This is a genomic window from Acidiphilium cryptum JF-5 (assembly GCF_000016725.1).
GTDB lineage: Bacteria > Pseudomonadota > Alphaproteobacteria > Acetobacterales > Acetobacteraceae > Acidiphilium > Acidiphilium multivorum.
The window spans coordinates 1-24162 of the sequence record NC_009470.1 but is presented as its reverse complement, the minus strand read 5'-3'; the positions used below and the strand labels follow the sequence as shown (position 1 = coordinate 24162).

Below are 24162 nucleotides of genomic sequence, written 5' to 3'. Positions count from 1 at the left end.
AGATCCCAATAAGTATGGCGAGAGGGCGGAACGCGGCATACACAAGTTCCATGTCAAAGCTCTTATTTGTTGGGTTGATAAACAAATTCGCCGGTGGTTGGCGCTGCGAGCGCACCCTGCGGAGGGGCGACCAGCAAGGACAGAGTGGCATCTTTACCGGGCAAGTAGCTGCTGGTCGGCTGGCAAACGAGTGTCCAGGCCACGTTGTAGACGCCCGGGGTGAGCGAGAGGGCCGCTGAAAACGAGGTATCTCCGCTACCTGGTGCATAGCTGACCTGGTTGGTTGTGCTTTTGATGATGCGGTTACCCTGGACTGTTACCGTTGCCGTACAGGGACCGGTGTTATGCCATTTGATATCGGTTCCGATCCCCCATTGCCCGGCTTTCCTGACCAGCCACTTGGCGGAGCCGGCGATCGCGGGCAGCGTTCCAGCGGCCGGAATGCCTTGAGCCAGCGTGGCGATGTTGAAAACCGGCCCCGGTTGAGGCTTGAGCGACAGGGCCACAGGGTCCGGTAGCCAGGTCTGCCCGCTTGAGGTGGCCTGTTGATGCGTGGCGCGCACTTCGACCAGCCAGCCGGGTTTCAGGTTGGCAGGCTTCGATACGGTCGGACTTGGCGCAGGCTTGGAAGGCTTTGACGTGGCCGAGCTTGCTGCTGCCTTGGCGGTGGGTGCTGGGAATGCCGCTGGACGGCTGTTGAGCGCCGCCAGAGCCGCCTTGGCCTGGCCGGCAAACTGCCCGTGGGGATACTGCCCGAGATAGAGTTGCAACTCCCCCGCCGCGCCCTTGGAAGCGGACGCCCACAGGGCAGCGTCAGGCGATGGGGCGGCCGATTGGGCGAATGCAGGCGCAGCGACGAAGACGGCAACAGCGGAGATCGAGCATAAGCGCATGGGAACCTTACTGGTTGAACGGGGAGTGATACCCGCCAGCGGAGGCGGGTTGGGTGGCGGGCAGGGGCGCACCGGGTTTGATTTTCAGAGGAACCGCCGCGGCGGCAGGTTTGGCTGCGGGCGGTGGGATGTTCGAGGCCGAGGAATGTGACGATGAGACCGGGGGACCGGATGGCGTCGGTGGGGACGCATTTTTCCCGCCAGGCAGGGCGTGAATGACGGCGAGGACCAGCAGAACGGGGGCGGCCAGGATGGCCAGCCGGTAAGAGTTATCTTGCCGCCACAGCGCGCGATGAACCGCGCGCAGATGGTCCCTGAATTCGGGGTTCAGCATGATGCAAGAGCCTCCTGCACGTCCTCGGCGGTGACGGTTTGCAAATCCCCGGCCCCATTCTGAGCCAGCCGTAGGGATTGAGCCTCACGGATGCGTTCAACGATAGTGCGGACGGTACGGGCGTTGCCGAACTGCGGATCGGTGAGTCGCGACGAGAACCAACCGGTCAATTCGGCTTCCGGCCAATCGGGGGCGAGATGCAAATCTTCCTTGCGCAGCATCCCCTTGAAAATTTCGATCAGCTCGGGTGGGCTGTATGGCTGGAATTCGATGGTTTTTGCGAAGCGAGAGGCAAGGCCGGGGTTTGAATTGATGAAAGCGCGCATCTCGGCCGGGTATCCGGCCACGATGATCACCAGCCGGTCGCGCTTGTCTTCCATTTCCTTGAGCAGCGTATCTATGGCTTCTTGGCCGAAATCGTGCCCGCCTTTGCCCCCGGAGAGGGTGTACGCCTCGTCGATGAACAGGATTCCGTCCATCGCTTCCGCGACCTTATTCTTCACTTTTGGTGCCGTGTGGCCGATATAGTGGCCATAGCATCGGTTATGCGCCAGACAACGCTAAGGGGGAACGAACGATGAACTCGGAAGATTCATGCGGTCATTCGGCGTGAACCGAGGTTGAGAGGCCGTCGGCTTCCGGATGCCGCCTTGGCGGCTCGTTCCCATAGAAAGTCTCCAGAAAACCCGATGTGCTCCCAACTAAGCGGGGAGGTATGGGCCAGCAATTCATCCGGCACGGTCGCGCCGGTAGCCCGCAGATGGATAATGGCATCGGCCATGTAAGTCGAGTTCCAGTAGACAATCGCAGCGATCACGAGGTTGAGGCCGGACGCTCGAAACTGTTGTGCCTCGAAGCCCCGCTCAGCGATGCGGCCCTGTCTGAACGTGCAGATGATCTGGGCCAGGACATGGCGTTGCTCGCTTTTGTTGAGCCCGGCATGGCACCGGCGCCGCAGGTCGGCACGAAGTAACGAAACGCCCTGCGCTGTAGCATAAGCGGACAAAGTGGGAACGTTGACTGGTTGGGATCGAGGTTTTCTGCGGGTTTGAGCGGAGAGCGCGGTTCTGAGGCCGGAATCGCGCGCTGACGGAAAACACCTGTTTTCCGTCGGTGGTCCGAGACCTGCCGAAAAGTCCCAGATTTTGTGCCGAATCATGTACGGAAAACATAGTCGGAATGGCATGATATACGGAAACCGTCTCGAAGGGGATTTCCGTACATGCTGATCGGCTACATGCGCGTCTCGACCGACAATGACCGACAGGTGCTCGACCTGCAACGCGACGCCCTGCTCGGAGCCGGGGTCGATGAGCGGCATCTGTTCGACGATCGTGCCGCGGGCAGCCGGCGCGACCGGCCGGGCCTCGCTGCGGCACTGGCCTATCTGAAATCCGGCGATTGCCTCGTGGTCTGGAAGCTGGACCGGCTCGGCCGGTCGCTGCCGCATCTTCTGGAGACGGTGAACAGCCTTAGGGCGCGTGGCGTCGGCTTCCGGTCGCTGACCGAGCAGATGGACACCACGACGCCGCAGGGGGAATTCCTGTTTCATGTCTTTGGCGCTCTGGCGCAGTTCGAGCGTTCGCTGATCCAGGAGCGTGTGCAGGCAGGTCTGGCGGCCGCCCGTCGGCGGGGCAGGCGTGGTGGCCGACCGATGGCGATCGATGCCGAGAAGCTGGCGGCGGTGATCGCGGCGCTGGACGCTGGTGCCACGAAAGCGTCGGTCTGCCGCACTTTCGGCATTTCGCGGAGTACGCTGGTCGACTCTCTGGCACGGATCGGGCTAATGTCTGCGCTTGTGGTGGAAATTGTCTGACTGCCGTGCGTTGGATTGGCGCCGGAGGTCGGCGTAGCCGGCCGGAGGGGCCGATCCAACGCATGAGCCTGGGTTTAGGTGGCCATCGGATCGAGCGGCTACGGTGGAGTTGCGAAGCTTCACCCGAACCCGAGAGGACCCGATGACCGACGACAGACTACCCTTGGCTGAATTGCTGGCGAAAGCCGGCGATGGAGATTTCCTGCGCAGTGTGGCGGAGGCCGTAGTGCAACTGCTTATGGAGGCCGACGTGGAAGGCCTGATCGGCGCCGGGCGCCATGAGCGCACTGGTGAGCGGACGACCTACCGCAACGGTTACCGCGATCGCTCCCTCGACACCCGGCTCGGCAATCTGCAACTGCGCATTCCCAAGCTGCGGCAGGGCTCTTACTTTCCGCCCTTCCTCGAGCCTAGGAAGACGTCCGAGAAGGCCCTGGTCGCGGTGATCCAGGAAGCCTGGGTTGGCGGCGTCTCCACCCGACGCGTCGACGACCTGGTGCAGGCCATGGGGCTGAGTGGCATAGGCAAGAGCACGGTGAGCAAGCTGTGCAAGGATATCGACGAGCGGGTGAACGCCTTCCTCGAGCGCCCGCTGACCGGTGACTGGCCGTATCTTTGGCTCGACGCCACCTACCTCAAGCAGCGCGAGGGAGGGCGCATCGTCTCGGTGGCTGCGATAATCGCCGTGGCCGCTAACACCGAAGGCAAGCGCGAGATCGTCGGGCTGCACATCGGCCCCAGCGAGGCCGAGACCTTCTGGGCTGCCTTCCTCAAGAGCTTGGTGCGCCGCGGTCTGCGTCAGGTAAAGCTGGTCATCTCCGACGCGCACGAGGGCCTCAAGTCCGCAATCCGCCGCGTCATGGGCGCGTCCTGGCAACGATGCCGCGTTCACTGGATGCGCAATGCCCTGGCCTATGTCGGCAAGGGCCAGCAGAGCATGGTCTCGGCGGCGCTCCGCCAAGCCTTCATTCAGCCTGACCGTGCCGGCGCTAGCCAGACGCTACGCCACACCGCCGACCAGTTCCGCGCCAAATGGCCCAAGCTCGCCGCATTTATCGATGATAGCGAGGTCGATGTCCTCGCCCACATGGACTTCCCCGTGCAACACAGGGTCAAGATCCACTCTACCAACCCGATCGAACGCCTGAACAAGGAGGTCAAGCGGCGCGCTGATGTCGTCGGCATCTTTCCAAACGAAGCCGCCATCATCAGGCTCGTGGGCGCCGTGCTCCTCGAGCAGAATGACGAGTGGCAAACACAAAATCGCTACATGCAGACCGAGCCAATGGCCGAACTTACACCGCCCGCAATCGACGTATTTCCACCCCAGATCGCCACCGCAGCCGAATGATCCTTGGTCACCTTAAACCATCTATAATTTCCACCACGTTGACGGACGTGACCCGGATCGGCTGGTCTCCTGCCCTCAACAGGCAGGAGGGAGGGACCAGTGGGTCATCGACGGATATTGACCGGGGAACAGATCGCACAGCTGTTCGACCCGCTGACTGATCGACGCGGCATAATTCGTCACTACACGCTGTCTGCTGCGGATCTTGCAATGATCCGGCGCGGGCGGGGCGATCATCACCGTCTCGGTCTGGCTCTCATGCTCTGTTACCTGCGGTATCCCGGCCGGCCGCTCCATGCCGGCGAGATACCCGATCCTGCCCTGGTCTCGTTCGTCGCCACACAGATCGACGTCTTGCCGGATTCCCTCGGTGCTTATCTGAGGGTGGATCAAAATCGACGCCGGCATTCGGCGGCATTGCAGGATCGCCTCGGGTTGCGGCCATGGGGGCCGCGCGTGGCGGCAGACCTTGCCGACTGGCTGCTGGCGCATGCACTGGAAGCCGACCGGCTGGTCGATCTGGCGGCTTTGGTGCTGGAAGAGTGCCGCGGTCGCGGGATTCTTCTACCGCCCCCGGCGCGCCTCGAGCGGCTCTGCATCGAGGTTCGATACCGCGCGCGCCGGGAAATCGAGCGTCGGCTGACCGCGGGTCTGTCCGCCGATCAGCGGCGTCGGCTGGATGCGTTGACGGAGCGGCGCCTGGACACCAGCCAGAGCTGGCTGGCCTGGCTTCGCCAGATCCCGGAATCGGCAAAGCCGGCGTCCATGCTCGGGGTGATCGAGCGGTTGGAGCACATCCGGGCAATCGATATCGATCCGGCGCGCGGTCACCGGATCAATCAATCCCGGCTCGCCCAGCTTGTTCGCGAGGCCGGCCGGACCACGGTGCAGCATGTTGCCGGCTACGAGCGCCGGCGCCGGCATGCCGTGCTCACCGCGATCGATCTCGATCTGTCGGCCCGCCTGACGGATCAGGCGATCACTCTGTTCGAGCGGCTGATCGGCGCGATGTTCCGCAAGGCGGAAGGCCGACATGCCCGGGCGTTCCAGGCCGAAGGCCGGGCGATCAACGAGAAGGTCCGGCTTTATGCGAGGATTGGCGCCGCCCTGATGGCCGCGCGCGCCGGCCAGGGCGATCCCTTCGCGGCGATTGACAAGGTGATACCCTGGGACCGGTTCTGCTCGACCGTTATGGAAGCGGAAACTCTGGTTCGTTCGGAAGATTTCGATCCCTACGAGGTGCTGAGCGAACATTATGCCGGCATTCGGCGCTGGGCGCCGGCGTTTCTGGCCACTTTCGAGTTTCAGGGTGTTCCCGCCGCGGCGTCGTTGATGCGCGCGATCGCCATGCTGCGCGCCATGAACAGCGCGGGAGCCTCGACGCTGCCCAAGTCAGCGCCGACCGCCTTTGTCCGGCCGCGCTGGGCGCGGCATGTCCTCACGGCACACGGCATCGACCGGCGTTATTACGAACTCTGCGTCCTGGCGGAATTGCGCCAGCGCCTTGCTGCCGGCGATGTCTGGGTTACCGGCAGCCGGCAATACCGGGCCTTCGAGGAGCGGTTGATCTCCAGGGAGACGCTGCAGGTCCTGCAGAAAGCGTCCGGCATTCCGGTTGCCATCGAGACTGACTTCGATCGCTTTATCGAGACCAGGCGGACCTGGCTGGATGCGCGGCTGGCCGAGGTCGACGCCCGTGCCCGGGGCGGGCTGCTTCCCGATGTGACGATCGAGAAGGGCGTGCTGAGAATCACGCCGATCGAAAAATCGACTCCGCCCGAGGCCGAAGCGCTGGCAGCGAAGCTCTATGCCACGCTGCCCCGCATCCGGATCACCGACCTGCTGACGGAAGTGGCCGGCTGGACCGGCTTCCTGGACTGCTTCACCCATTTGCGCACCGGCGAAGCCGCCGCTGATCCCCGGGTGCTGATGGCGGGGCTGCTGGCCGATGGCCTCAATCTCGGCCTGACCCGGATGGCCGAAGCCTGCAGCATCGCCAGTCTGGGCCAGCTCGCCTGGACCGCTGACTGGCACATCCGCGACGAGACCTACGCCCTGGCGCTGCGCCGCCTGGTCGAACACCAGAGCCGCGAGCCGCTCGCCGCCCTCTTCGGGTCGGGAACCGCCTCATCCTCGGACGGGCAGTTCTTCCGCGCCGGCGGTTCTGGCCGTGATGCGAGCCGGATCAATGCGCACTACGGCCCCGAACCGGGTCTGAAATTCTACACCCATCTCTCCGATCGCTACGCGCCGTTCCATACCAGGGTGATCGCCGCAACCGCCAGCGAAGCCCTGCATGTCCTCGACGGCCTGCTTGATCATCACGGCGATGCGCCGCCACGTCAGCACCGGCACCATACCGATGGCGGCGGGGTGTCGGATCATGTCTTTGCCCTGTGCGCCCTGCTCGGATACGTATTCGCGCCGAGAATTCCTGACCTGAAAGACCGGCGTCTCTACAGTTTTGCCAGACCGGCAGCCTATCCGACGCTCGCGCCGATGATCGCCGGCCGCATCAACGTCGATCTCATCCGCGCCCATTGGCCCGATCTCCTGAGGATCGCCACCTCGATCCGCACCGGCACGGTGTCCGCGTCGGTGATCCTGCGACAACTCGCCGCCTACCCACGACAGAACGCCGTTGCCGCGGCACTGCGCGAACTCGGCCGTCTCGAGCGGACGCTGTTCACCCTCGACTGGCTGGAAGATCCGGGCCTGCGCCGTGAAAGCAGTCATGAACTCAACAAGGGCGAGGCCCGCAACAGCCTGGCCCGCGCCGTCTTCATTCACCGGCTCGGCGAAATCCGCGACCGGACCTTCGAGAACCAGACACATCGAGCCTCTGGCCTGAATCTCCTGGTCACCGCCATCATCCTCTGGAACACACGCTATCTCGCGCAAGCCATACAGGCCCTACGCCAGGTCGAGGATGTGCCCGGAACCCTCCTCAGACATCTCTCGCCGATCGGCTGGGAGCATGTGAACCTGACCGGCGACTACATCTGGAGCGCCAATCAGAAATCGACGGAAAACCATGCCGGATTGCGGCCGCTCCGGCCAATCCCCGACACGACCACCCACGCAGCCTGATGTTCCCACTTTGTCCGCTTATGCTACAGCGCGGGGCGATCCGTTACTTCGGGCCAGGTCGGAGCTTTCCAGCCAATCGAGCATGAACAGGGTCCGTTCGATACGGCCGATTTCCTGAAGGGCGAGGTCAAGCTGGTTCTGCCGCTGATAGGCGGCGAGCTTCTTCAGCATGGTGGATGGCGCGACGGCTCCCGCCTTCAGGGAAGCGACCAAGCGGACAATGTCGCTCCAATGCTCACGGATCACGTCTGTCCTGATCCGCCGGCCCAGCAACGGCTGAAGATTCTTGTAGGCCGTCACAGGTTCGATGCTGGCCAGCTTGCGATCGGGGAAATCACGCAGCCGCGGGCAAAAGCGGATCCCGAGCATGGAGCAGAGAGCGAAGACGTGATCTGAGGCACCGCCCGTATCGACGTAGTGGGTATCGATCTTGAGGCTGGTGCCATGGTGGAGCAGCCCGTCAAGCACATACGGCGCTTCGTGGCTGGTCGCCGACATTACCCGAACATTGTAGGGCGCGTGCTGGTCCGAGACATGGGTGTAGAACCCAAGTCCAGGATCAGCACCATAGCGGGCGTTGATATCGCCGGCGGTCTCGCCCCGTTTGCCGGATCGGAAGAACTGGCCGTCCGATGATGACGTTGTGCCGGCGCCCCATAACGCAGCGACTGGCAGTCTATGGTGCGCATCGATGATCCGGCCGAGCGCCGCCTTGTAGGTTTCTGGGCGGATGTAGGCGTCGGCGACCCAGATCAACTGGTCGCGGGTCACCCCTTGGCTGGCCGCCGCCATTCGTGTCAGGCCGAGATTGGTTGCATCGGCCAGGATGGCGGCGAGCAGGGCATTTTCATTGTCGCAATGCTCGCCGGTGCGCAGATTGGTGAACGCCGCGGCAAAGCCCGTCTGGCGGTTCACCTCATGGAGTATTTCGGTGATCCGGGCGTAGGGGAGCAAGGCCGTGATCTCGCTCGCAAGAGTATCAGCGGCCGGAGGCGTGAGCGCCTTCACGGGGGAAATATGAAGGCGGTCATCGCGCCATTCGACGCCTTCGAGATCACCGCGTGCCAAACGGCGGGCAAATCGCTTGAGCCGCTGATCGAGGTCCCGGCCGCGGGCGGCGATCCAGATATCGGCCGTCGCCGGCAAACCCAACTCAGTGGCGATCGACGGCACGGCCTCCGGCGCGATCAGGTAGCTGTCGAACCGACGATAGTTCGATGACCGTTCGACCCAGACATCCCCGGATTGGAGCTTGCCGCGCAGCGTGGCGAACACGGCCGTTTCGTAGAGCCGCCGGTTCGGCCGGTCGCCGCCCTGCACGAGCTTGGCCCATTCCTTGCGGAACGGCATGGGCGCATCCGCCGGAATGTGACGCTGACCGGTCTCGTTGAGGTCTTTGAGTAACCGGATCGCCGCAAGCAACGGGCTATCGGATCGTGCCGTCTTGAACGCCAAGGCTTCAATGATGTCTGGGGCGAATTTGCGCAGCGTCGCATAACGATCTGATGCCCGGATCAGCGGGTCTTCCTCGGTGAATTCGGCGAATGCCCGAACCTCGCTGCGGACGCGCTGCAATTTTGTCCAGCCGACGGTCTCATCGACAACCGAGAAGCCGTCACGGCCACTTTCATGAGCGGTCGCAAGCGCCTCAATCGTCGCGGAGAACAGGTGCATCAGCCGGCCGACATCCCTAGTGCTGGCGACATAGTGCCGCTCCTTGGACTTCCTGGCGCGGGCGAACATGCCGCCGATCAGTTTATCGGACATGTCGAGCACGCCATCGATCAGGCGTGATTCGAGATCGATCAGCACCGCGACCATGATCGCACGGCGCCGGTGTGTCGCGTAGCGGGCCACCTGGTGGGCATCGGTAATCCGCCCCTCGCGCACCAGTTGGCGAAAGCGGTCTTCGTGAACTTGCCTGGCCACGTCAGGCGATATCGCGAATCTGCGTACCATGCGCAATCGCTCGATCAGGCCACGAATGTTGTCAGGTTTCGGAGACGTCGGCATATCTTTCAGCCAGCCGAACGGCGTCATCCCGAGATCACGATCGACGATGAGCAGCGGGTCAAGCCGGGTTATCTGATCGGGCGACACCCCTTGGACCAAAGCGTCCGCGGTGCGCTTGCGGGCGCGAGCACGACCGGCGATCGCCACGCGCTCGATGACACCCGTGGTCGGGAGAATGATCTTCCGGGCGCGCAAGTCGGCAATGACGCCCTTGACGATCATCGGCCCGCGGTCAGTGCCCCATGCGGCAAGTGATGCGGCGTCGATCATGGAGGCGAAATCGCCTTTGTTGGGCAAGCGCAACCCGAGGGTCGTCGCAAGGATCTGAGCGTGGTCGGTCATCGTCTGAGGACGACGTTGATAGGTTTCGAATGCCGATTGGGGAATTTCGAGCTGGGTAGCCAGCCAGGCCACCAGTGCGGCGACGGACCCGGCAATATAAGACAGGGTCGTGCCGGGGTGGCGCAGAAGTGCGAGTTGAACCGCGAAACCGAGCTGATTGGCTTTACCGCGGCGCGTGAGAAGGAAATTTCGATCGGACCGGGTAAAGGTGTAGTGCCGCACCAGGCCGTCGGGATCGGTCGGTACACCAAGGAGAACATGGCGTTCTTCGTCTGTCAGCAATCTTCTTTGCGCCAATCAATCCTCCCTTTTCCGGCAACAAAGTGATTTTCGCTTCAGGAACTCGCGATCAGGCCGTGGTGCTGACGGTCCAGGTTGCGGTCTTGATCGGGCCGGCTTTTTCCAGTGCGGCGACGACGGCATCGAGTTCGTCGGGTTTGGCGTTGGTGGGCACCAGGGTTGCCGCCAGTTCAACCAGTTCCTCGCTGTCGGATAGGGTGGCGATCTCGCGGATCGGGTAGTGTGCGGCCTCCAGTTCGGAGAACAAAAGGTCGCGCACATCCGACACGTCGGCCGGGTCGCACAGCGCATGGATCGCGTATTGCGCTTCGGTGGCGCGCGCGTCGATCGGCCGGCGGTTGATGTAATTCACGAGGGGACGGAGCAGCGTGTTGCCGGCAAGGATGAAAACGGTCAGCAAGGTGGCCTCGGCGGAGTAGCCGCAGCCACAGAACGCGCCGACCGCAGCCGAGCACCAGAGGGTTCCCGCCGTGTTGATGCCGCGGATATTGGCGCCCTCCTTCAGGATGACGCCGGCGCCGAGAAAGCCGATGCCGGAGACGATGTAGGCGACCACGCGGGTCGATCCGGCGGGACCGGCGAGGCGAACCCCGAGATCGGCGAAGGCGGCGGCGCCGAGGGCGACCAGAACGGTGGTGCGCAGGCCGGCGGAGCGCTGCCGCCATTGGCGTTCGGCACCGATCAGGGTGCCGAGCACGAAGGCGACCGCGAAATCACCGACTGTCGTGAGAAATGGAACCGGAAACGGTTGGGATAAATCGGTCATTCAAAACCTCGCTGATCAGCCTATCCCCCCGCAACGTGAAGAAATCCCCAGCCCATGATGATCAGCATGACGCCGATATAGAGGCGCAGACCCCAGAACACGGTCTGCTGCCAGGGCCGCAGAGCAACCCGCTCGATCGGCACGAGTGGCGTCAACCAGCCTTCCGCGCGGGCAATCGCGGCGATGTCGGCACTGCGGTCATGGGCGGCGCGGTCGAGGTCGCGCTGACTGGCCCTGGCCGCGCGCGACACCGGTATCCGGCTGACGCCTTTCGCGCGACGGGTCTCACTGGCGGGAAAACTATTGTCCTGTTTCATGACTTTCTGCTCCTGAGCGCAGAATTTTCAAAGGGCATGGGGAAATACGGTCGCGATGCCGTAGAGGCCATTGCACGCGATCAGCATCACCATGACCCCGACCGACAGGATATTGCGGAGCGGTGAATTCACGTGGTCGCCCAGCAATTCCCGATCATTGAGCAGCATCAGCAGGAACAGCATGGCCGCCGGCATGAACACGGTCGCGATCACCTGGACGGTCAGGTTGAGGAACCCGACCGGAACGTGCGGCAGCATCAGCACACTCGCCGCAATCGCCGTGCCAAGAATCGCTGGCGCATAAAAATACAGCGACTGGCGCGGCGAGATATTGACCGAGCGTGGCACGTCGAGCGCCTCGCCGATCGCCCAGGCGGTGCTGGCGGTGATCACGATCGAGGCGATCAGGCCGGCTTCGAGCAGGCCGAGCGCAAAGATCACCATCGCGCCGTGGCCGAGCTGTGAACCGATATCGACAAGCACCGAATGGTCATCCAGCGACGCTGCGTTCGGCAGCCCGTGCAAATATTGCCCAGAAATCACGATGATCGAGGTAGCGACAACTACCATCCCGATCACGCCGAGCATCAGGTCGCGCCGGCTCGCGGCGATGTCCCTAGGCAGCAGGCCCTTGTCCACCACGCAGGATTGCTGGAAGAACAATTGCCACGGCGCGATGGTGGTGCCGATATTCGCCGAAACCAGGATCAGAAATCCTGCGGAGAACAGCCCACCCGGCAGCGCCCAGCCCGCTCCCGTGAAGGTACGGCCGATCGCGCCCCAATCCGGGTGCGACATCAATGCGAGCGGAACGAAGACGAGGTTGAACGCGGCGACGAACAGCGAAATCCGTTCCCAGCTATAGTATTTCAGGAACAGCAGAATGCTGACGATGAAGACGAAGGCGGCGGGAATCGTCACGAGGTAAGGGATATGAAAAATCGCGCTGGCGACCCGGATGCCGATGAACTCGGTCATCAGCGTCAGGATATTCGCGACTACCAGATCGATCAGCGAAAACGCGCCCCAGAACGCGCCATAGCGCTTCCAGATCATCTCGGCATGGCCGCGGCGGGTGACGGCGCCGAGCCGGACGGTCATTTCCTGGACCAGATAGGCGATGAAGCCGAGCGGGATCATCAGCGGGATGAACAGGCTGAACCCGTAGGTGGCGCCGGTCTGCGCGTAGGTGATGACGCCACCGGCATCGTTGTCGCCGAGCATAACCAGCAGGCCAGGACCGACCAACGCAAGGCCAAGGGCGATGCGGCTGCCCAGGCTCTGCTTGCCGATACGCAGCCGCTGAATGCGCAGCCGATCGCGCAGCCGGGCTTCAAGACCCTCTGGAAAGGTGATGCGGGCCGTTTCTGGTGAGATCAGGATATCGGTTTCGGCGGACATGGCATGTCTCCGTGATCGGCAAATGTGAGGTGGGAATGATGCGGAAGTTGACGGTGATCCGGACCGGATTCAGCCGGGAGGCTCGCCGCGTGGTGCCGCGACCACTTTCCAATAGGTCACGAGCCGCCCCGAACCGTCGGGGCGCCAACAGGTGACAAGCCGACGGCGGGGGAATGCCGCGTCACTCGATGGGTTACTCCTGATCGGCGAAGACGGCCGATCAGTTCGTTTTCTGCAGAAGATCATCGTGATCCCTCCTCCTGGTCAGCATTGGCTGGAACCCGGGAGGGATGGGCGGGGTTCAGCGCGTTGCGCGCATCACTCCAGCCGCGTATCCGGCCCGGGCAATCGTCCATCCCACGGTTGAACGGACAGCAAGCGAAAAGCGCTTACTATCGTCCTCCGAAGGCTGGCTGGTCGATCGCGGTTTCATGGGGTCCTTGGAAAGTTGGTTGATCAAAACCGCGGAAATTCGCCTTCCGCAGCTATCCGTGCCATATACCCCCCCCATAGTATCTGGTCAAGAGGCGATGCAATACACCGAAAAGGAAAAACGCAAGCTGGTGAACCGGCTCAGCCGCATTCGCGGCCAAGTCGAGGCGATGCAGGCGGCGCTGGACGCGGATGCGCGATGCACGGCATTGTTGCAGCAGGCAACGGCGTGCCGCGGTGCGTTGGACGGGTTCATCGGCACCGTGATCGAACACCATATCCGCCAGCATATCGTCGATCCAAAGCAGCAGGAGACCGATCGCGCTCAGGCGGCGGAGGAACTGATCGGTGTGGTTCATTCCTACCTGACGTAGGTTGAATTACGTAGGTTGAATTTCTGATCAAACCGCCCCAATGGCGACAGGGTCGGCCCCCAACAATTTGATACCAGGCGACTTCAATGTCCCATCTGCTTGCACATAATGATAAAGCGTGCTCGCCGGGATGCCGCCCAACTCCCGACATATGGACGGGATGCTGCGCGTGGAATCTGCCATCAGATGCTGAGCATATCGCAAACGCTCGGCTGTCATCATACGGGGCCGGCCGCCCTTACGGCCTCTTGCGCGGGCCGCTACAATTCCCTCTCGCACCCGCTGTCTGATGACGTTCCGCTCCATCTCCGCAAATGCAGCCTGTATCTGCAGGAAAGCCCGGCCGGCCGGCGTTGTTGTATCAAAGGCGGTGTTCAGGGCGCGGAAGCCAACGCCGCGTGCTTCCAAGTCATCAACCAGCCCGATCAGTTCGCCGGCAAGTCGCCCCAGCCGATCGAGGTCCAGGACGACCAGGACATCACCGCGCCGGAGATAGTCAAGGCAAGCCTTGATACCGGGCCGATCCGAACGCGCTCCGCTGCCGCGATCTTCAAAAATTCGCTCACAGCCGGCAACCGTCAAAGCATCCATCTGGCGATCGAATATCTGTCGTTCCTCTCGCGTGGAGACCCGTGCATACCCCACCATCGACATAGCCGTTCCTTATCGAATTAGTTCACGAAAACTGTTCGAATAGAATATTTTCTGTCAATAGATTTTTGCGGATTTGTCGTGGATAAAATGCCGCTGCGACACCGGGACGGTCGCACTCACGAAAAAGAAGTGTTTGTCGTGAATGGACTCACCCGATGATTGGCCTCTTACAGAGTTTGTGGCGTTCTTGCTTGGTTCACCCTTAGCGTTGTCTGGCGAACAACCGATGCTATGGCCTCATATACTGCCCCACCAGGCCGGCGCGCTCGGTTTCGACTACATGGCCCTTTTTCAGCACGCCGAGGTCTTGATAGATTGCTCCGAGCTTTCGCGCCACCACGGTTTTGCCCACGCCGGGCGGGCCGGTGAAAATCATATGCAAGGACATGGGCGAGACGCTCAGTCCTTGGGCGCGACGTTTTTTCTCGACCTCGAGCCGGGCCATCAGCGTGTTGATTTCCTTCTTGACCGAGTGCAGCCCGGTCATGGATTCGAGTTCCGCGATGGCCTGCCTGCCGGTTTGCCGGGGCGCTGCTTGCGGCACATTGATGCGCGGCAGGGGCGACGGGGATGGTGGCTGGGGCGCCGCCTGCCCCGGTGCGATGCCTTGCGTTGTTGTGTTGACGTGCGGCCAGACCTCGACAATCCGCCAGACGATGAACCCGGCATCGACCAACAGCAGGAACCACCACAGATCGGGGATGAGTGCGGTGAGGATGCCAAGGGCGAGCTGGAGAGCGATCAGCCCGATAATCGCGGTGATGCCCCAGCGGACGAGCCGATTAGCCAGCATATTCATGCTCTACGAACGGCGCGTTGATCCGGGGCATCTCCACGTAATCCAGGGTGAAGGGGTGATGCGGCGACGCGGGGCGCATAAGGATGCCGTGCAGGTTTTCCATGTTCTGCAACTCGGAGGCCAGCACGCATTTGCGGGTGACGATCTGCCTTTGTTGGTTGGCGGTTCGCCCGGTTGATGTGTTGGAGTGCCCATTACCGAACATGCCGGAGCGCGAATTGCCGGCGCTTTGGGAGTAGGTGACCGTCTCGCGCTCGATATCCTGATCTCCGAGCAGCTTTTCCATTTCTTCGGCAGTCTCGCCATCCTGCGGGCGCAAGACAACATTGGTCGCGACGTTGCCGAGGATGGCGCGGGTCGTGTCTCTGCCGTAGACGGCGCGAAGCTGTGAGATCGTCTGCAAGCCGAGAACACAACAGCCGCCGAATTTTCGTAGCTTTATGAGCGCGTCTTTCAGCTCGGACACCGCGCCGATGGAGTCCAGCTCGTCCATGAAATAGAACAGGCGGCGGTGTTCCTCGGCCGGCAGCCCTTCGTTGGAGGGCAAGCTCAGCCCTTCCAGGATAGCCAGATCGGCCATGGCCGCGACGAACTGGCGGAGCAGCTTCATCTGATCGTCGCGGTAGGTGATGAACAGCCAGCCGGAGTCGTTCGCCTCATCGCCCTTGCGTAACCAATCCCGCACCGAGAAATTGCCGTCCGGTTTCAGATATTGAAATATCTCGATATTCGGCGCGATGGTCGCCTTGGCGTTGGAAAACATCTTCATGTTTTCCTCGCCTGTAAGGCCATAAATCTCTGCGTTGTTCAGATAGAATGCGAGATTTTCAGCCGATCCATCCAGAAGGCGGAATAGCTCTTGCGGGCTTTTTTCGTCATTCCTGACCATCGCCCGCATCGTGTCGGCCATAGTCTTTCTGCCGAACTCAGACCATTCCTTATTTGGTCCCTCCGCAAGGGGCACGAAAGCCGCAGCTACCCGATTAAAGTCCTGCGGCCTTTTTATCTCCGCGAATGGTGACCATGCCACCGAGCGGGCATCGAACGGGTTCAACAAGACATCCCCGTCCTGTCCGAAGCGGCTATAATATGCGCCGCCCGGATCGAGGATAATCACGCGGGGCGATTTTTTTATATAGGGGAGCAGTGCGCGTTCGCGAATTGCCCGCAAAAAACCTTCGGCGACTTGGGTTTTTCCCGTACCGGCCGCGCCATTGAGAAAGGTGTGCTGGACTTCCCGATCCCATTCCAGAGGAATTCCTCCGACCGACAGACGCCCGCGATCAATGATCTGTCCTTGCGGCGCGGCTTCGATCTTCGCTCCCCTCAGCCATTTTTCACCTGGCCTGAGCGCGCCGATATGTGGCGGAATTTCCATGATCTGTTTTTCAATCGATGGGGCTCCCAGCGTGATGAAGGTTGCCAGGAGCGTTACCATCCCGGCTACCAATATCGTGGTGAACCACGCGGCCCAGCCGGGGAAACCTGTTTCGTATAGATATTTCGAGCCGTAGTAGAGGCCCGCAAAATTGACGATGCCAAGCACCACGACGAGGGAGAGCGCTCGGTGAAAAATCTGTCGCCGTTCCACCTGATTCCGGGCCATATTGGCGATTGCCGGCAGACCCACATTAACGATGATCGATGCTGCCGAACTTTGCAGGATGAACAGATAGGCGGACTCCGCCCTTAGCCAGGCGAACCAGAAACCGAAGGTGAGAAGCGCCGCGTAGATCATCGTGAAGCCCATTGCCACGCGATATACAGCGTTGCTTGTGCTTGGTTTGATGCTCAGCATTTTAAGCTCGAGCCGCTCAAGAGATATTTTTCTTTGGCGTCATATTGTCGCCTGCGGGCGGCTCTGGCGATTTGTCTTCTGACTGATCCGGAGCGGTGGATTTTTTATCAACCGGCTTTCTCACGGGCTTCTTGGCTCCGGTATATGACTTGAGCGATAGCCCGGATATTTTGATGCCGTTCTTCGTCAACTCTGCCGCTATCTCGTCGAATGAATATCCCTTCGCGCGAAGAGCGGCCACCTTTGGCTTGAGCATGTTGATGATCTCCCGCGTTGATAGCGGGCGCGGCTTTTCTTCGAGCTGATCGAGCTTTTCTGCGATGGCCTGGACATCAGCAGCGGTCAGGGAATTCTTTACAACCTTTGGCACGATCAGACCTCCGTTACTCCACCTAAGATCATTGGCATGATTTTCTCTATAAAGCCACAAAAATTTCTGTTAACTAAGAAGGCAAGATGCCGCTTGCACTACGAAACTTCTGCGAGTTTCTAGGTGCACCGGCCCTTTACTCTGCATCCCTGCCGGGATGCTCCGCAAAGGGCCTAGCGGTTCTTGCTCAGGGGCAAGCCCCCGAGACCCCCGTTTGACGCCAAGGATGAAAGATGCCGCGCCCTCGCCGTACCGAGCAAATGACCACCCCCTTTCAGGTCAGGCTTACGCCGACCGAGCGGGCGGAGCTTGAGGCGGCGGCAGAGACGGCTGGCATCACATTGAGCGAATACATCAGGCGGCGGGCGCTCGGCCGCCGCGTGGTTGCGCGTCGTGCCCTGACGGATATTCAGACGCTCAATGAGCTTCGCCGCCTGGGTGGATTGGTGAAACACCTGGCGCTGGAAGAGGTTGGCAATCCCGACGACCTCAGAACCGCGTTGGCCGCGCTACGCGAAGCGGCAGAGCGGGTCGCGGCATGATTCCCAAGAACATATCGGCGCGGGGGGGAGGCAAGCGCGCGAACGGTGCGGCTGTATTTAACCGCGTGGCCAAATATATCGAAAAGGAAGGCGGCGAACGCGGAAAGACGTTGACGGCCGATTGTGTGCTGGATGCCCGCACGGCAGCGGTGGAGATGGAAGCCGTGGCGCATACGTGTCCGGGGTGCAAAGAGCCAGCCATGCACGTTGTTCTGTCGTGGCAGGCCGATGAGCATCCGACAGAACGGCAGCAACGGGATGCCGTTGAGACGGTCTTAAAGAACCTGTCCCGCGATGGGCGTGACATGAGCGAGCATCAATGGATTGCCGTTCTCCATAAGGAGACGGAGCAAGATCACCTGCACATTCTGATTAATCGTGTTCATCCGGAGACCGGGCGCGCGGTAGCGCCGGAATGGGTCGATCGGAGCTTGCACAAGGCAGGGCGCGAGATCGAGGCCGCGCAGGGATGGCGAGAGACACCCGGCTTGATGAAGTGGAGCAAGGAGCGGGGCCAGGCGATCCCGACACCAGCCGTTGAGCGTGAAGCCCAGCAGGCGAAGCGCAAGCCGGAGCGGGCGGCGAACATGGAGTCGCATAGCTACTCGGAGAGCTTATTCAGCTACGTCAAATCAACCGGGGCGGAGAAGGAGCTACGCCAGATATTGAGAGGCGATGACGCAACGTGGGCAGACGTGCAGTACTCGCTTGGGCGGCATGGCCTTCAACTGGAACGGGCGGCGAAAGGCGGCTTCACCGTCACGGACGGGCAGAACCGGGTAAAAGCGAGCGATGCCTTTCGCTCCGTGTTTTCCGGCAAGGAGAACAGGGATCGGCTTGAGCGATTAGGCGAGTGGTCCCCCGGCGATCGTGGTATCGCGGAGAATATCTATTCCCGGCACAGGGAGCCGCAGCAGCCGGAGAAGGAAGCGGTAAAAGAAATCCCCCAACAGGGGCAGGAGACGCCACGGGAGCAGGCGCGGCCCTACCGGCGGGACGATCCCGCGGCGCAGGAGAGACGGGCGCGGCAGGCGGAGGAACGCAAGCAGGCGCGCGCCGTGTTGTGGGATCGCTACCAGGAGGAAAAGCGGGCATGGGCAAAGAAATACTCCCCCCCTGATAAGAAATGGGTGGCGGAGCGCTACAAGCAGATCGGCGCCGATCTTAAGGCCGAGCGGGAGTTGATCAGGCGGAGGACGAAGCCACGCACCCAGGAGCGAATTGTCGCACAGAGCGTTGCGGCTTTCAGGGCGATGGAGCGGCGGGATGCGCTGCGCGAAAGCCTCGCGGAGCAGCGTAAGGCGAGCCGTCCCCCTGGGTGGCAAGCGTGGGTGATTGACCAGGCCCAGGCGGGGGATAAGGCTGCGCAGTCTCAGCTTAGAGCGTGGCAGTACGCCAAGAGCCGGACCCCGGAGCCGGTGCGCGAACGCCTGGAGGCGAACGACCGGCAGGCGCCGACGCGCAATGATGGGGTAACGGCCGGTGTTCAGTGGCGGCGTCGCTGGTTTCTGGGTGGCGTGGAATACAAGATCGACGGAAAAGCCGCTGTCATCGACAAGGGCGACAAGATCAAGATTGTTGGTAAGGGGCGAGCGAGCGATCAGGCTATAGCTCTTGGTGTTGCCTTGCAGGCGGCGAAGCGCGGCGGGAATGTGAGGATTACCGGGAACCGGCAGTTCAAGGAGCGGGCGGCCGACATTGCCGCTCAGCGTGGCCTGTTTGTGAAGTTCGAGGATCGGCGAGCGCAACAGCGATATGAGATGCAGCGCGGCCAACAGGCGCAGCAACGTAGCCAGGTGCGGCGGCAGAAAGATTACGAGGTCCGCCGCCCCTCTGTGGCGGCGGTTGTGGCACGGCAGCGCGACCAGGAAAAGCAACGCGGACGCGGATGGATGAGGTTCTAGAGATGGGTGACGACGACGAAGAAGGCTTTTCAGTTGCGCCGGACGACAGGGAGACGCCGGGCGAGGCGGCGGAGTATCGGAGCGCCGTAGCGCAGGCGGCGATTGCCCATCTAGGGGGTAATGAGAACGCCTTGCCCTGTATCTGCGCCAGATGTCCGGCGGCAATCTGGACCATAGGGGATGCCCGCACTGCGCCGATCACCGAGAGCGGGGAGATTGCACGGGCGTCAGATCAAGCGCCGTGGACGATCGCGGTGTTTTGCCGGGCGATGCACAAGGACATGACTGCTTTCGCACCAGATTACAAAAAGTTGGTCTATGTGGTGCGTGGAGGGGCGGTGGTCGGCTTTTGTGACGCCTATGCGGATGAGCTTATGGCGTGGCAGGACCACCATTAGCAGTCGTGCATCTGGCTAGAATAGTATACCATTATCGTAAGTTTTTGCTGGCGAATCGAGAAAGGTTGCGGGATGGCGGATCTTCCTAAGGTCCTTAATCACATAAACGCCTTCGCGCCTCCGGCCGTGCCAATACTCGGTCCAAGAAATCCCGCCGAAAAAGCTGTTGAACGCTTAGGCGAAGAAATCGCAGATTTCGAATCGATGCTTACTGACGAAGAAGAGGTCGGTGGAATTATTGTTGGAGCTCCAGGAAATACCTGCTTTCATATTCTCAAATTTTATAATTTGAACATGGATATTCTGGTGTTTGAGGGGGTGAATGAACATGGAAAACCGCAACGCCTCGTCCAACACGTTTCGCAACTAAGCATCTTGCTCACTGCCTTACCGAAATTGAACGAGACACCGAACCGCATCGGCTTCCATATTACGGAGCCGCCGGCGGATGGACCATGAATCATGCTTTATGGATGCTCCGCCGCTTCACGCTGCGCGGTCAATGCGGTTCGTAGGTCGCCAGGGTTGGCCGCCTCTTCTTCGGCCGTTTATCCCTGACTCGAAAGTGTAAACATCCACATGGCAAAGAAAGCTGTTCCAAAAGAGAATTGGCTGGTCTTCGTGGAAGACCGATACGATCCAAGGACGGTCACGTGTTATTCCTCAAACTGAGGTGCTTGCCCAGTTCGATATTGCCGGCTATCGTCACCTTCAGCATCAAGAGTTGGGCCGACGCCCAGCGCCAACCTGCTTCCCGAGCAAGGTGGCTTTCTTCCTTCGGAAGAAGATGTGGCCGGTCCGGCAACTAAACGGGACAAGCCACCACGGCGTCATGCGCTCTTCTCTTCAAGAAAGAGGATGAGAATGACTGTCGATAGAATCGAAATTGAGCTGGCCGATGCAAGGTCCCCGGACCTGATTAACTTGGTAACTGCTCTGGACGATTTCTTAAACCGGGTCTGCGGGGTGGAAAGGAATCACGGCTCTCCAATTGATCGGTTAGCACACGACGACACGCAAATGTTTATCGCGCGGATTGCCGGACAAGCCGTTGGCTGTGCAGGGCTTCAGGTGTTCGAGGACGGTACAGGGGAGGTGAAGCGCATGTATGTTGTCACCGAGGTACGAACAACTGGTATAGGCAGTAGGCTCCTGGCGCGCGTTGTGGAAGCGGCATTGACCGCCAAGCTGTCGGTTCTGAGGCTGGAAACCACGGAATTTCTTCCAGATGCCCAGAGGCTCTATCGGGCGAATGGATTCGTTCCGTGCCCGGCGTATGGCCCCTACGTTGCCAACCCAATCAATTTGTACTTTGAGAGATGGCTAATGAGATAATAGCCGAGGGATCCGCGCTACGTGACCCACGAGGACATGCGCGCTTGGCTTCTGCGTCTTAGCCAGGGAGAGTTCAACGCACTGCCGCCTCCCCTGCGCCACCCGCGACCGTCCAGCGAATTCACATGTTCGTCTATGAGGTCGATGTAACACCGGACACTGTGCGGCTCCTTCGCATCTGGCACGGGGCCCAGGATCGACCCAGCTAGAAGAGCCGTTCGTCTGCGAGGCACCGATGCCAGAAACACCTCCTGTTCCGGCCAACGACAATCTGTTCCCCGCGGCCGATGCGGCGGTTCGTGCTGTTCGCCGGGCCGCCTACATCGAGGAGGTGCCGGACTATCTCCTCTCGGCCATGTTTTGTGACCTCGACAAGCTCAGGAGGTCCCTGCCGAAAGAGGAGGATGCGGACTAATTCCTGGTGCCTCCAGCCGACCTGATCGGCTAATATCGGTGCCGTCATGAAACCACCCGGAAGGTGACAGCTATGGCGACTGGCAAGAAGGCGGCGTCGAAAGCCGGCAAGATCCTGAGCGATCCGAAATCAACCAAGGCGGAAAAGAAGGTCGCGGCGTCCGACCTGTCCCAGGCAAAACCGAAACCCAAGGGCAAGAAATAGCCGCAGCCCTGGCGGCTCCGCCTAGAGCCTTTGGATCCGGCCTAACAAGTATTGATTCCGCCCTGTCCCGCTTGTGGCGGGGTGCTTTGACAGTCTCTTTGGCGGGGTTACTCTGGGGTTCGCCGGCGGCCTGTGTGGTGACTATGTGACGACTTTCCGGGGACTTCCGGCAAAGTTCCATAATGTGGATTCTGGGATGATGCAGAATATAAAATCTATATGTGACTGGTGTGGTGGCAGCAGACAATTGCAGGATGGTCGATTATGTCCTGTGTGTATTGGTAAGGGTATCCCAATACCGGAAGATGAAAACACCTCAACCTCGAAGAAAAAGAGATTTGATCGACCAACAATAAAGAGCACAAAAAATGATAAAACGTAATATTTTTCAAGATGTCTGCGAATCAAGATATATTAAAAATATAAGCTATAACGATAACAGTTCTATCATAATTCTTCGAACCAGGCCAAAATATGAAATATATCTTCCAAATGGGATTTACAGAAATATGGCTACTGTAAATATTGAGTGTTCAGAAAAGGATAATTTTTTTGAAGTAACAGATTTAGATGAAAATGGGAATGAAATAAAATTTCAAGCATTAGGCCATCTTCGATTTTATGATCAAATAAAAGGATTTGAAGAATTAATAGATTTCAGTATAAAAATAAACAAACAATCATTTGATGAGTTTTATGTTCATATAAAAGAAATAAAACAAATTTCATTTGAGATTTTTGGTAATGGCTTAAAAGATCACGGTCAATATGACGATGATGACCATGGATTATTTTGGTCAGGAAAACTTCTATACGTTACCGGCTTTTCCTATATCCAGATCGGACGGTAATTCATGAATTTCGCACCAGACCCACCCCATAGGCCGGAAGCGGGGTTTTCTGTTGCATAAGTCCGGTGCATAATATCGGCATGATTTACGGCTATGCACGGGTCTCCACCGACGGGCAGAGCGTGGCCGCTCAGGTCATGCAACTGAAGGCCGGCGGCTGCGGAAAGGTCTTCCAGGAAACCGCCAGCGGCGCGCGCACTGATCGGGTCCAGCTCCGCAAGGCGATCGATCGGCTCGAGGCCGGCGATACCCTGTTGGTCACCCGGCTCGACCGTCTCGCCCGCTCAACCCGGGACCTGCTCAACACGCTGGCGACCATCGCCGAGAAGGGTGCCGGGTTCCGCTCCCTCAGTGACAGCTGGGCCGACACCACAACGCCGCACGGCCGGCTGATGCTCACCGTCCTCGGCGGCCTGGCGGAATTCGAACGGGAGCTGATCAGGGCCCGGACCGGAGAAGGAAGAGAACGGGCGAAGGCCCGCGGTGTTCGGATGGGCCGCAAGCCGAAGCTGACCCTGCACCAGCGCCAGGAAGCCCTGCGCCGGCGCGACGCCGGCGAGGCCGTCCGCGAGATCGCCCGCTCCTACAACGTCAGCCACAGCACGATTTCTAGGCTCGCAGACTGACGCCTTTCTGCTCCAGACTTCCGCACCAGAAAGGTGAACATGAAACCTACGGGCCGGCTCGGTGCATCACTCCTGATTTTTAAAAAACTTTGGTTTTATTTTTTGCATTGCAATTTTTGTGGAATCCATCTCAGCGCGTAAAGCTGAAACTGCCGTATCAGATCCTATTATATTAGAATTTTGGCTTTCACAGAAGCGTATTATGAATTCTTTATGTTGAGGAAAATTCCTAAGTTCGTACACAGCGCCCATTTTTGTTGCTATCGGTTCTTTTGAATCAATTATTTTCAATAAATCAAAAAATCTATTATGAATTTTATCTGATCTATCAATAAATAATTTTACTATAAAAGCAATAGCCGAACCGGAAATCGTGAATAGCGGTATTAAAAATGAAATAAAGGCTAGCCATGATGGAAATATTATCATCTCGTCACCGACGTTGATTGATTAAATAATTTCGCCCCCCAGAATTCACATTATGAATTGTGCTAATCTAAGGCATATGGATGTAGGGTAATGCCTCGTCCGTCATATGCATCGCTTCGAGGACAGCCTGAATGTCGTCTAAGATGTTCGATATGGGCCCTTCCAATACCTGCCCTATGAGCTCTCACAGGGCCATGACATGATATACAGCGCTTCTGTCCCTGTATCTCAAGCGCCTCTGCGACCGTCACCTTGATCCAGTTTCCATTCTCTTTGATCTCACATTCAGTTGTTGGTCTTATTGTCGGCTCAAGTCCCATTGTTGGTTCTCCCAGAATTCCGTATTATGGAACATCCCCGGAAATCCCCGGGAAGTCGTCACATAGTCGCCACACAGGCCGCCGGCGA

At 59.9% G+C, this 24162-nt stretch carries 24 protein-coding genes, 2 pseudogenes and 1 riboswitch; of the genes and pseudogenes, 13 read left to right on the top strand and 13 right to left on the bottom strand.

Annotation, left to right across the window (positions count from 1 at the left end; all coding sequences use genetic code 11):
- Nucleotides 1-62: 62 nt before the first annotated feature.
- From ACRY_RS18745 to ACRY_RS19530, 4 genes and pseudogenes are all read right to left on the bottom strand, one after another.
- Nucleotides 63-770 carry a hypothetical protein gene (locus tag ACRY_RS18745; RefSeq protein ID WP_155856333.1) on the bottom strand — a complete coding sequence of 236 codons (708 nt, stop codon included), beginning with the start codon at nucleotides 768-770 and terminating at the stop codon, nucleotides 63-65.
- 130 nt (nucleotides 771-900) lie between these two features.
- Nucleotides 901-1227 carry a hypothetical protein gene (locus ACRY_RS18740; protein ID WP_011930835.1) on the bottom strand — a complete coding sequence of 109 codons (327 nt, stop codon included), beginning with the start codon at nucleotides 1225-1227 and terminating at the stop codon, nucleotides 901-903.
- Entirely contained in the window at nucleotides 1221-1751 is a 531-nt protein-coding gene (locus tag ACRY_RS02150; RefSeq protein WP_081432849.1) for an AAA family ATPase, read from the bottom strand. The genes ACRY_RS18740 and ACRY_RS02150 overlap by 7 nt, the downstream gene beginning before the upstream one ends.
- Before the next feature lie 68 nt (nucleotides 1752-1819).
- Nucleotides 1820-2188 (bottom strand): annotated as a pseudogene (locus ACRY_RS19530) (Tn3 family transposase); the annotation flags it as partial.
- Nucleotides 2189-2449: 261 nt separating this feature from the next.
- On the opposite strand from ACRY_RS19530, the gene ACRY_RS02140 reads away from it, so the two are divergent.
- The 3 genes from ACRY_RS02140 to ACRY_RS02130 all read left to right on the top strand — a co-directional run bounded on the left by ACRY_RS02140 (nucleotide 2450) and on the right by ACRY_RS02130 (nucleotide 7484).
- A complete protein-coding gene (locus tag ACRY_RS02140) occupies nucleotides 2450-3043 on the top strand; it encodes a recombinase family protein (protein ID WP_011930833.1) in 594 nt (197 codons plus the stop codon).
- 142 nt (nucleotides 3044-3185) lie between these two features.
- Nucleotides 3186-4394 carry an IS256 family transposase gene (locus ACRY_RS02135; protein WP_011930832.1) on the top strand — a complete coding sequence of 403 codons (1209 nt, stop codon included), beginning with the start codon at nucleotides 3186-3188 and terminating at the stop codon, nucleotides 4392-4394.
- A 99-nt stretch (nucleotides 4395-4493) separates the two neighbouring features.
- Nucleotides 4494-7484, top strand: coding sequence for a Tn3 family transposase (locus ACRY_RS02130; RefSeq protein ID WP_011930831.1), 2991 nt, complete (start codon nucleotides 4494-4496; stop codon nucleotides 7482-7484).
- 45 nt (nucleotides 7485-7529) lie between these two features.
- Here ACRY_RS02130 and ACRY_RS02125 read toward each other — a convergent pair.
- The 4 genes and pseudogenes from ACRY_RS02125 to ACRY_RS02110 all read right to left on the bottom strand — a co-directional run.
- Nucleotides 7530-10136 (bottom strand): annotated as a pseudogene (locus ACRY_RS02125) (Tn3 family transposase); the annotation flags it as partial.
- Nucleotides 10137-10188: 52 nt separating this feature from the next.
- A complete protein-coding gene (locus ACRY_RS02120; RefSeq protein WP_011930829.1) occupies nucleotides 10189-10905 on the bottom strand; it encodes an MgtC/SapB family protein in 717 nt (238 codons plus the stop codon).
- A gap of 20 nt (nucleotides 10906-10925) precedes the next feature.
- Nucleotides 10926-11222, bottom strand: coding sequence for a hypothetical protein (locus ACRY_RS02115; RefSeq protein ID WP_011930828.1), 297 nt, complete (start codon nucleotides 11220-11222; stop codon nucleotides 10926-10928).
- A 27-nt stretch (nucleotides 11223-11249) separates the two neighbouring features.
- Nucleotides 11250-12623 (bottom strand): NRAMP family divalent metal transporter, encoded by a 1374-nt coding sequence (locus tag ACRY_RS02110; protein WP_011930827.1) that lies wholly within the window; start codon nucleotides 12621-12623, stop codon nucleotides 11250-11252.
- 290 nt (nucleotides 12624-12913) lie between these two features.
- On the opposite strand from ACRY_RS02110, the gene ACRY_RS20075 reads away from it, so the two are divergent.
- Nucleotides 12914-13429 carry a metal/formaldehyde-sensitive transcriptional repressor gene (locus tag ACRY_RS20075; protein ID WP_011930826.1) on the top strand — a complete coding sequence of 172 codons (516 nt, stop codon included), beginning with the start codon at nucleotides 12914-12916 and terminating at the stop codon, nucleotides 13427-13429.
- Nucleotides 13430-13456: 27 nt separating this feature from the next.
- Here the strand turns inward: ACRY_RS20075 and ACRY_RS02100 are convergent, their stop codons facing one another.
- The 4 genes from ACRY_RS02100 to ACRY_RS18730 form a co-directional block, all read right to left on the bottom strand.
- On the bottom strand, nucleotides 13457-14083 hold the full coding sequence (locus ACRY_RS02100; protein ID WP_011930825.1) for a recombinase family protein: 627 nt from the start codon (nucleotides 14081-14083) through the stop codon (nucleotides 13457-13459).
- Between the two features lie 229 nt (nucleotides 14084-14312).
- Nucleotides 14313-14882 carry a hypothetical protein gene (locus ACRY_RS02095; RefSeq protein ID WP_011930824.1) on the bottom strand — a complete coding sequence of 190 codons (570 nt, stop codon included), beginning with the start codon at nucleotides 14880-14882 and terminating at the stop codon, nucleotides 14313-14315.
- Entirely contained in the window at nucleotides 14866-16680 is a 1815-nt protein-coding gene (locus ACRY_RS02090; RefSeq protein WP_011930823.1) for a type IV secretion system DNA-binding domain-containing protein, read from the bottom strand. Before ACRY_RS02090 ends, ACRY_RS02095 begins: the two co-directional genes overlap by 17 nt.
- A 16-nt stretch (nucleotides 16681-16696) precedes the next feature.
- Entirely contained in the window at nucleotides 16697-17050 is a 354-nt protein-coding gene (locus ACRY_RS18730) for a hypothetical protein (protein WP_155856330.1), read from the bottom strand.
- Nucleotides 17051-17310: 260 nt separating this feature from the next.
- Between ACRY_RS18730 and ACRY_RS19525 the strand changes: the two genes are divergently transcribed.
- From ACRY_RS19525 to ACRY_RS02055, 9 genes are all read left to right on the top strand, one after another.
- Complete coding sequence (locus ACRY_RS19525) at nucleotides 17311-17592, top strand: plasmid mobilization protein (protein WP_050751083.1); 282 nt, start codon at nucleotides 17311-17313, stop codon at nucleotides 17590-17592.
- Entirely contained in the window at nucleotides 17589-19496 is a 1908-nt protein-coding gene (traI, locus tag ACRY_RS02080) for a TraI/MobA(P) family conjugative relaxase (protein WP_011930820.1), read from the top strand. Before ACRY_RS19525 ends, traI begins: the two co-directional genes overlap by 4 nt.
- A gap of 2 nt (nucleotides 19497-19498) precedes the next feature.
- Nucleotides 19499-19894, top strand: a complete 396-nt coding sequence (locus ACRY_RS02075) for a hypothetical protein (protein ID WP_155856328.1) — start codon at nucleotides 19499-19501, stop codon at nucleotides 19892-19894.
- A gap of 72 nt (nucleotides 19895-19966) precedes the next feature.
- Complete coding sequence (locus ACRY_RS19520; RefSeq protein WP_155856327.1) at nucleotides 19967-20353, top strand: hypothetical protein; 387 nt, start codon at nucleotides 19967-19969, stop codon at nucleotides 20351-20353.
- Between the two features lie 250 nt (nucleotides 20354-20603).
- A riboswitch (SAM-I-IV-variant riboswitch) is annotated at nucleotides 20604-20713 on the top strand.
- 45 nt (nucleotides 20714-20758) lie between these two features.
- Nucleotides 20759-21229 carry a GNAT family N-acetyltransferase gene (locus tag ACRY_RS02065; RefSeq protein ID WP_011930818.1) on the top strand — a complete coding sequence of 157 codons (471 nt, stop codon included), beginning with the start codon at nucleotides 20759-20761 and terminating at the stop codon, nucleotides 21227-21229.
- 235 nt (nucleotides 21230-21464) lie between these two features.
- On the top strand, nucleotides 21465-21644 hold the full coding sequence (locus ACRY_RS19515) for a hypothetical protein (RefSeq protein ID WP_043508973.1): 180 nt from the start codon (nucleotides 21465-21467) through the stop codon (nucleotides 21642-21644).
- 72 nt (nucleotides 21645-21716) lie between these two features.
- On the top strand, nucleotides 21717-21848 hold the full coding sequence (locus ACRY_RS20325; RefSeq protein WP_263854665.1) for a hypothetical protein: 132 nt from the start codon (nucleotides 21717-21719) through the stop codon (nucleotides 21846-21848).
- Between the two features lie 509 nt (nucleotides 21849-22357).
- Nucleotides 22358-22699: a hypothetical protein gene (locus ACRY_RS19510; RefSeq protein WP_196796263.1), complete on the top strand. Its 342-nt coding sequence runs from the start codon at nucleotides 22358-22360 to the stop codon at nucleotides 22697-22699.
- Nucleotides 22700-22779: 80 nt separating this feature from the next.
- Nucleotides 22780-23325, top strand: coding sequence for a recombinase family protein (locus ACRY_RS02055; RefSeq protein WP_011930816.1), 546 nt, complete (start codon nucleotides 22780-22782; stop codon nucleotides 23323-23325).
- 66 nt (nucleotides 23326-23391) lie between these two features.
- Here ACRY_RS02055 and ACRY_RS19505 read toward each other — a convergent pair whose 3' ends face one another.
- Nucleotides 23392-23754: a hypothetical protein gene (locus ACRY_RS19505; protein ID WP_155856324.1), complete on the bottom strand. Its 363-nt coding sequence runs from the start codon at nucleotides 23752-23754 to the stop codon at nucleotides 23392-23394.
- Between the last annotated feature and the right edge of the window lie 408 nt (nucleotides 23755-24162).

What these genes read in the sequence shown, in the direction of transcription:
- ACRY_RS19525 (WP_050751083.1), top strand. Translation starts at nt 17,311, where the DNA reads ATGACCACCCCCTTTCAGGTCAGGCTTACGCCGACCGAGCGGGCGGAG.
- ACRY_RS02115 (WP_011930828.1), bottom strand. Translation starts at nt 11,222, where the DNA reads ATGAAACAGGACAATAGTTTTCCCGCCAGTGAGACCCGTCGCGCGAAA.
- ACRY_RS02135 (WP_011930832.1), top strand. Translation starts at nt 3,186, where the DNA reads ATGACCGACGACAGACTACCCTTGGCTGAATTGCTGGCGAAAGCCGGC.
- ACRY_RS19505 (WP_155856324.1), bottom strand. Translation starts at nt 23,754, where the DNA reads ATGATAATATTTCCATCATGGCTAGCCTTTATTTCATTTTTAATACCG.
- ACRY_RS19515 (WP_043508973.1), top strand. Translation starts at nt 21,465, where the DNA reads ATGCCAGAAACACCTCCTGTTCCGGCCAACGACAATCTGTTCCCCGCG.
- ACRY_RS02090 (WP_011930823.1), bottom strand. Translation starts at nt 16,680, where the DNA reads ATGCTGAGCATCAAACCAAGCACAAGCAACGCTGTATATCGCGTGGCA.
- ACRY_RS02075 (WP_155856328.1), top strand. Translation starts at nt 19,499, where the DNA reads ATGGGTGACGACGACGAAGAAGGCTTTTCAGTTGCGCCGGACGACAGG.
- ACRY_RS02055 (WP_011930816.1), top strand. Translation starts at nt 22,780, where the DNA reads ATGATTTACGGCTATGCACGGGTCTCCACCGACGGGCAGAGCGTGGCC.
- ACRY_RS02100 (WP_011930825.1), bottom strand. Translation starts at nt 14,083, where the DNA reads ATGTCGATGGTGGGGTATGCACGGGTCTCCACGCGAGAGGAACGACAG.
- ACRY_RS18740 (WP_011930835.1), bottom strand. Translation starts at nt 1,227, where the DNA reads ATGCTGAACCCCGAATTCAGGGACCATCTGCGCGCGGTTCATCGCGCG.
- ACRY_RS20325 (WP_263854665.1), top strand. Translation starts at nt 21,717, where the DNA reads ATGGCGACTGGCAAGAAGGCGGCGTCGAAAGCCGGCAAGATCCTGAGC.
- traI (WP_011930820.1), top strand. Translation starts at nt 17,589, where the DNA reads ATGATTCCCAAGAACATATCGGCGCGGGGGGGAGGCAAGCGCGCGAAC.
- ACRY_RS02065 (WP_011930818.1), top strand. Translation starts at nt 20,759, where the DNA reads ATGACTGTCGATAGAATCGAAATTGAGCTGGCCGATGCAAGGTCCCCG.
- ACRY_RS02110 (WP_011930827.1), bottom strand. Translation starts at nt 12,623, where the DNA reads ATGTCCGCCGAAACCGATATCCTGATCTCACCAGAAACGGCCCGCATC.
- ACRY_RS02095 (WP_011930824.1), bottom strand. Translation starts at nt 14,882, where the DNA reads ATGAATATGCTGGCTAATCGGCTCGTCCGCTGGGGCATCACCGCGATT.
- ACRY_RS02140 (WP_011930833.1), top strand. Translation starts at nt 2,450, where the DNA reads ATGCTGATCGGCTACATGCGCGTCTCGACCGACAATGACCGACAGGTG.
- ACRY_RS02120 (WP_011930829.1), bottom strand. Translation starts at nt 10,905, where the DNA reads ATGACCGATTTATCCCAACCGTTTCCGGTTCCATTTCTCACGACAGTC.
- ACRY_RS19510 (WP_196796263.1), top strand. Translation starts at nt 22,358, where the DNA reads ATGGCTACTGTAAATATTGAGTGTTCAGAAAAGGATAATTTTTTTGAA.
- ACRY_RS20075 (WP_011930826.1), top strand. Translation starts at nt 12,914, where the DNA reads ATGGGCGGGGTTCAGCGCGTTGCGCGCATCACTCCAGCCGCGTATCCG.
- ACRY_RS19520 (WP_155856327.1), top strand. Translation starts at nt 19,967, where the DNA reads ATGGCGGATCTTCCTAAGGTCCTTAATCACATAAACGCCTTCGCGCCT.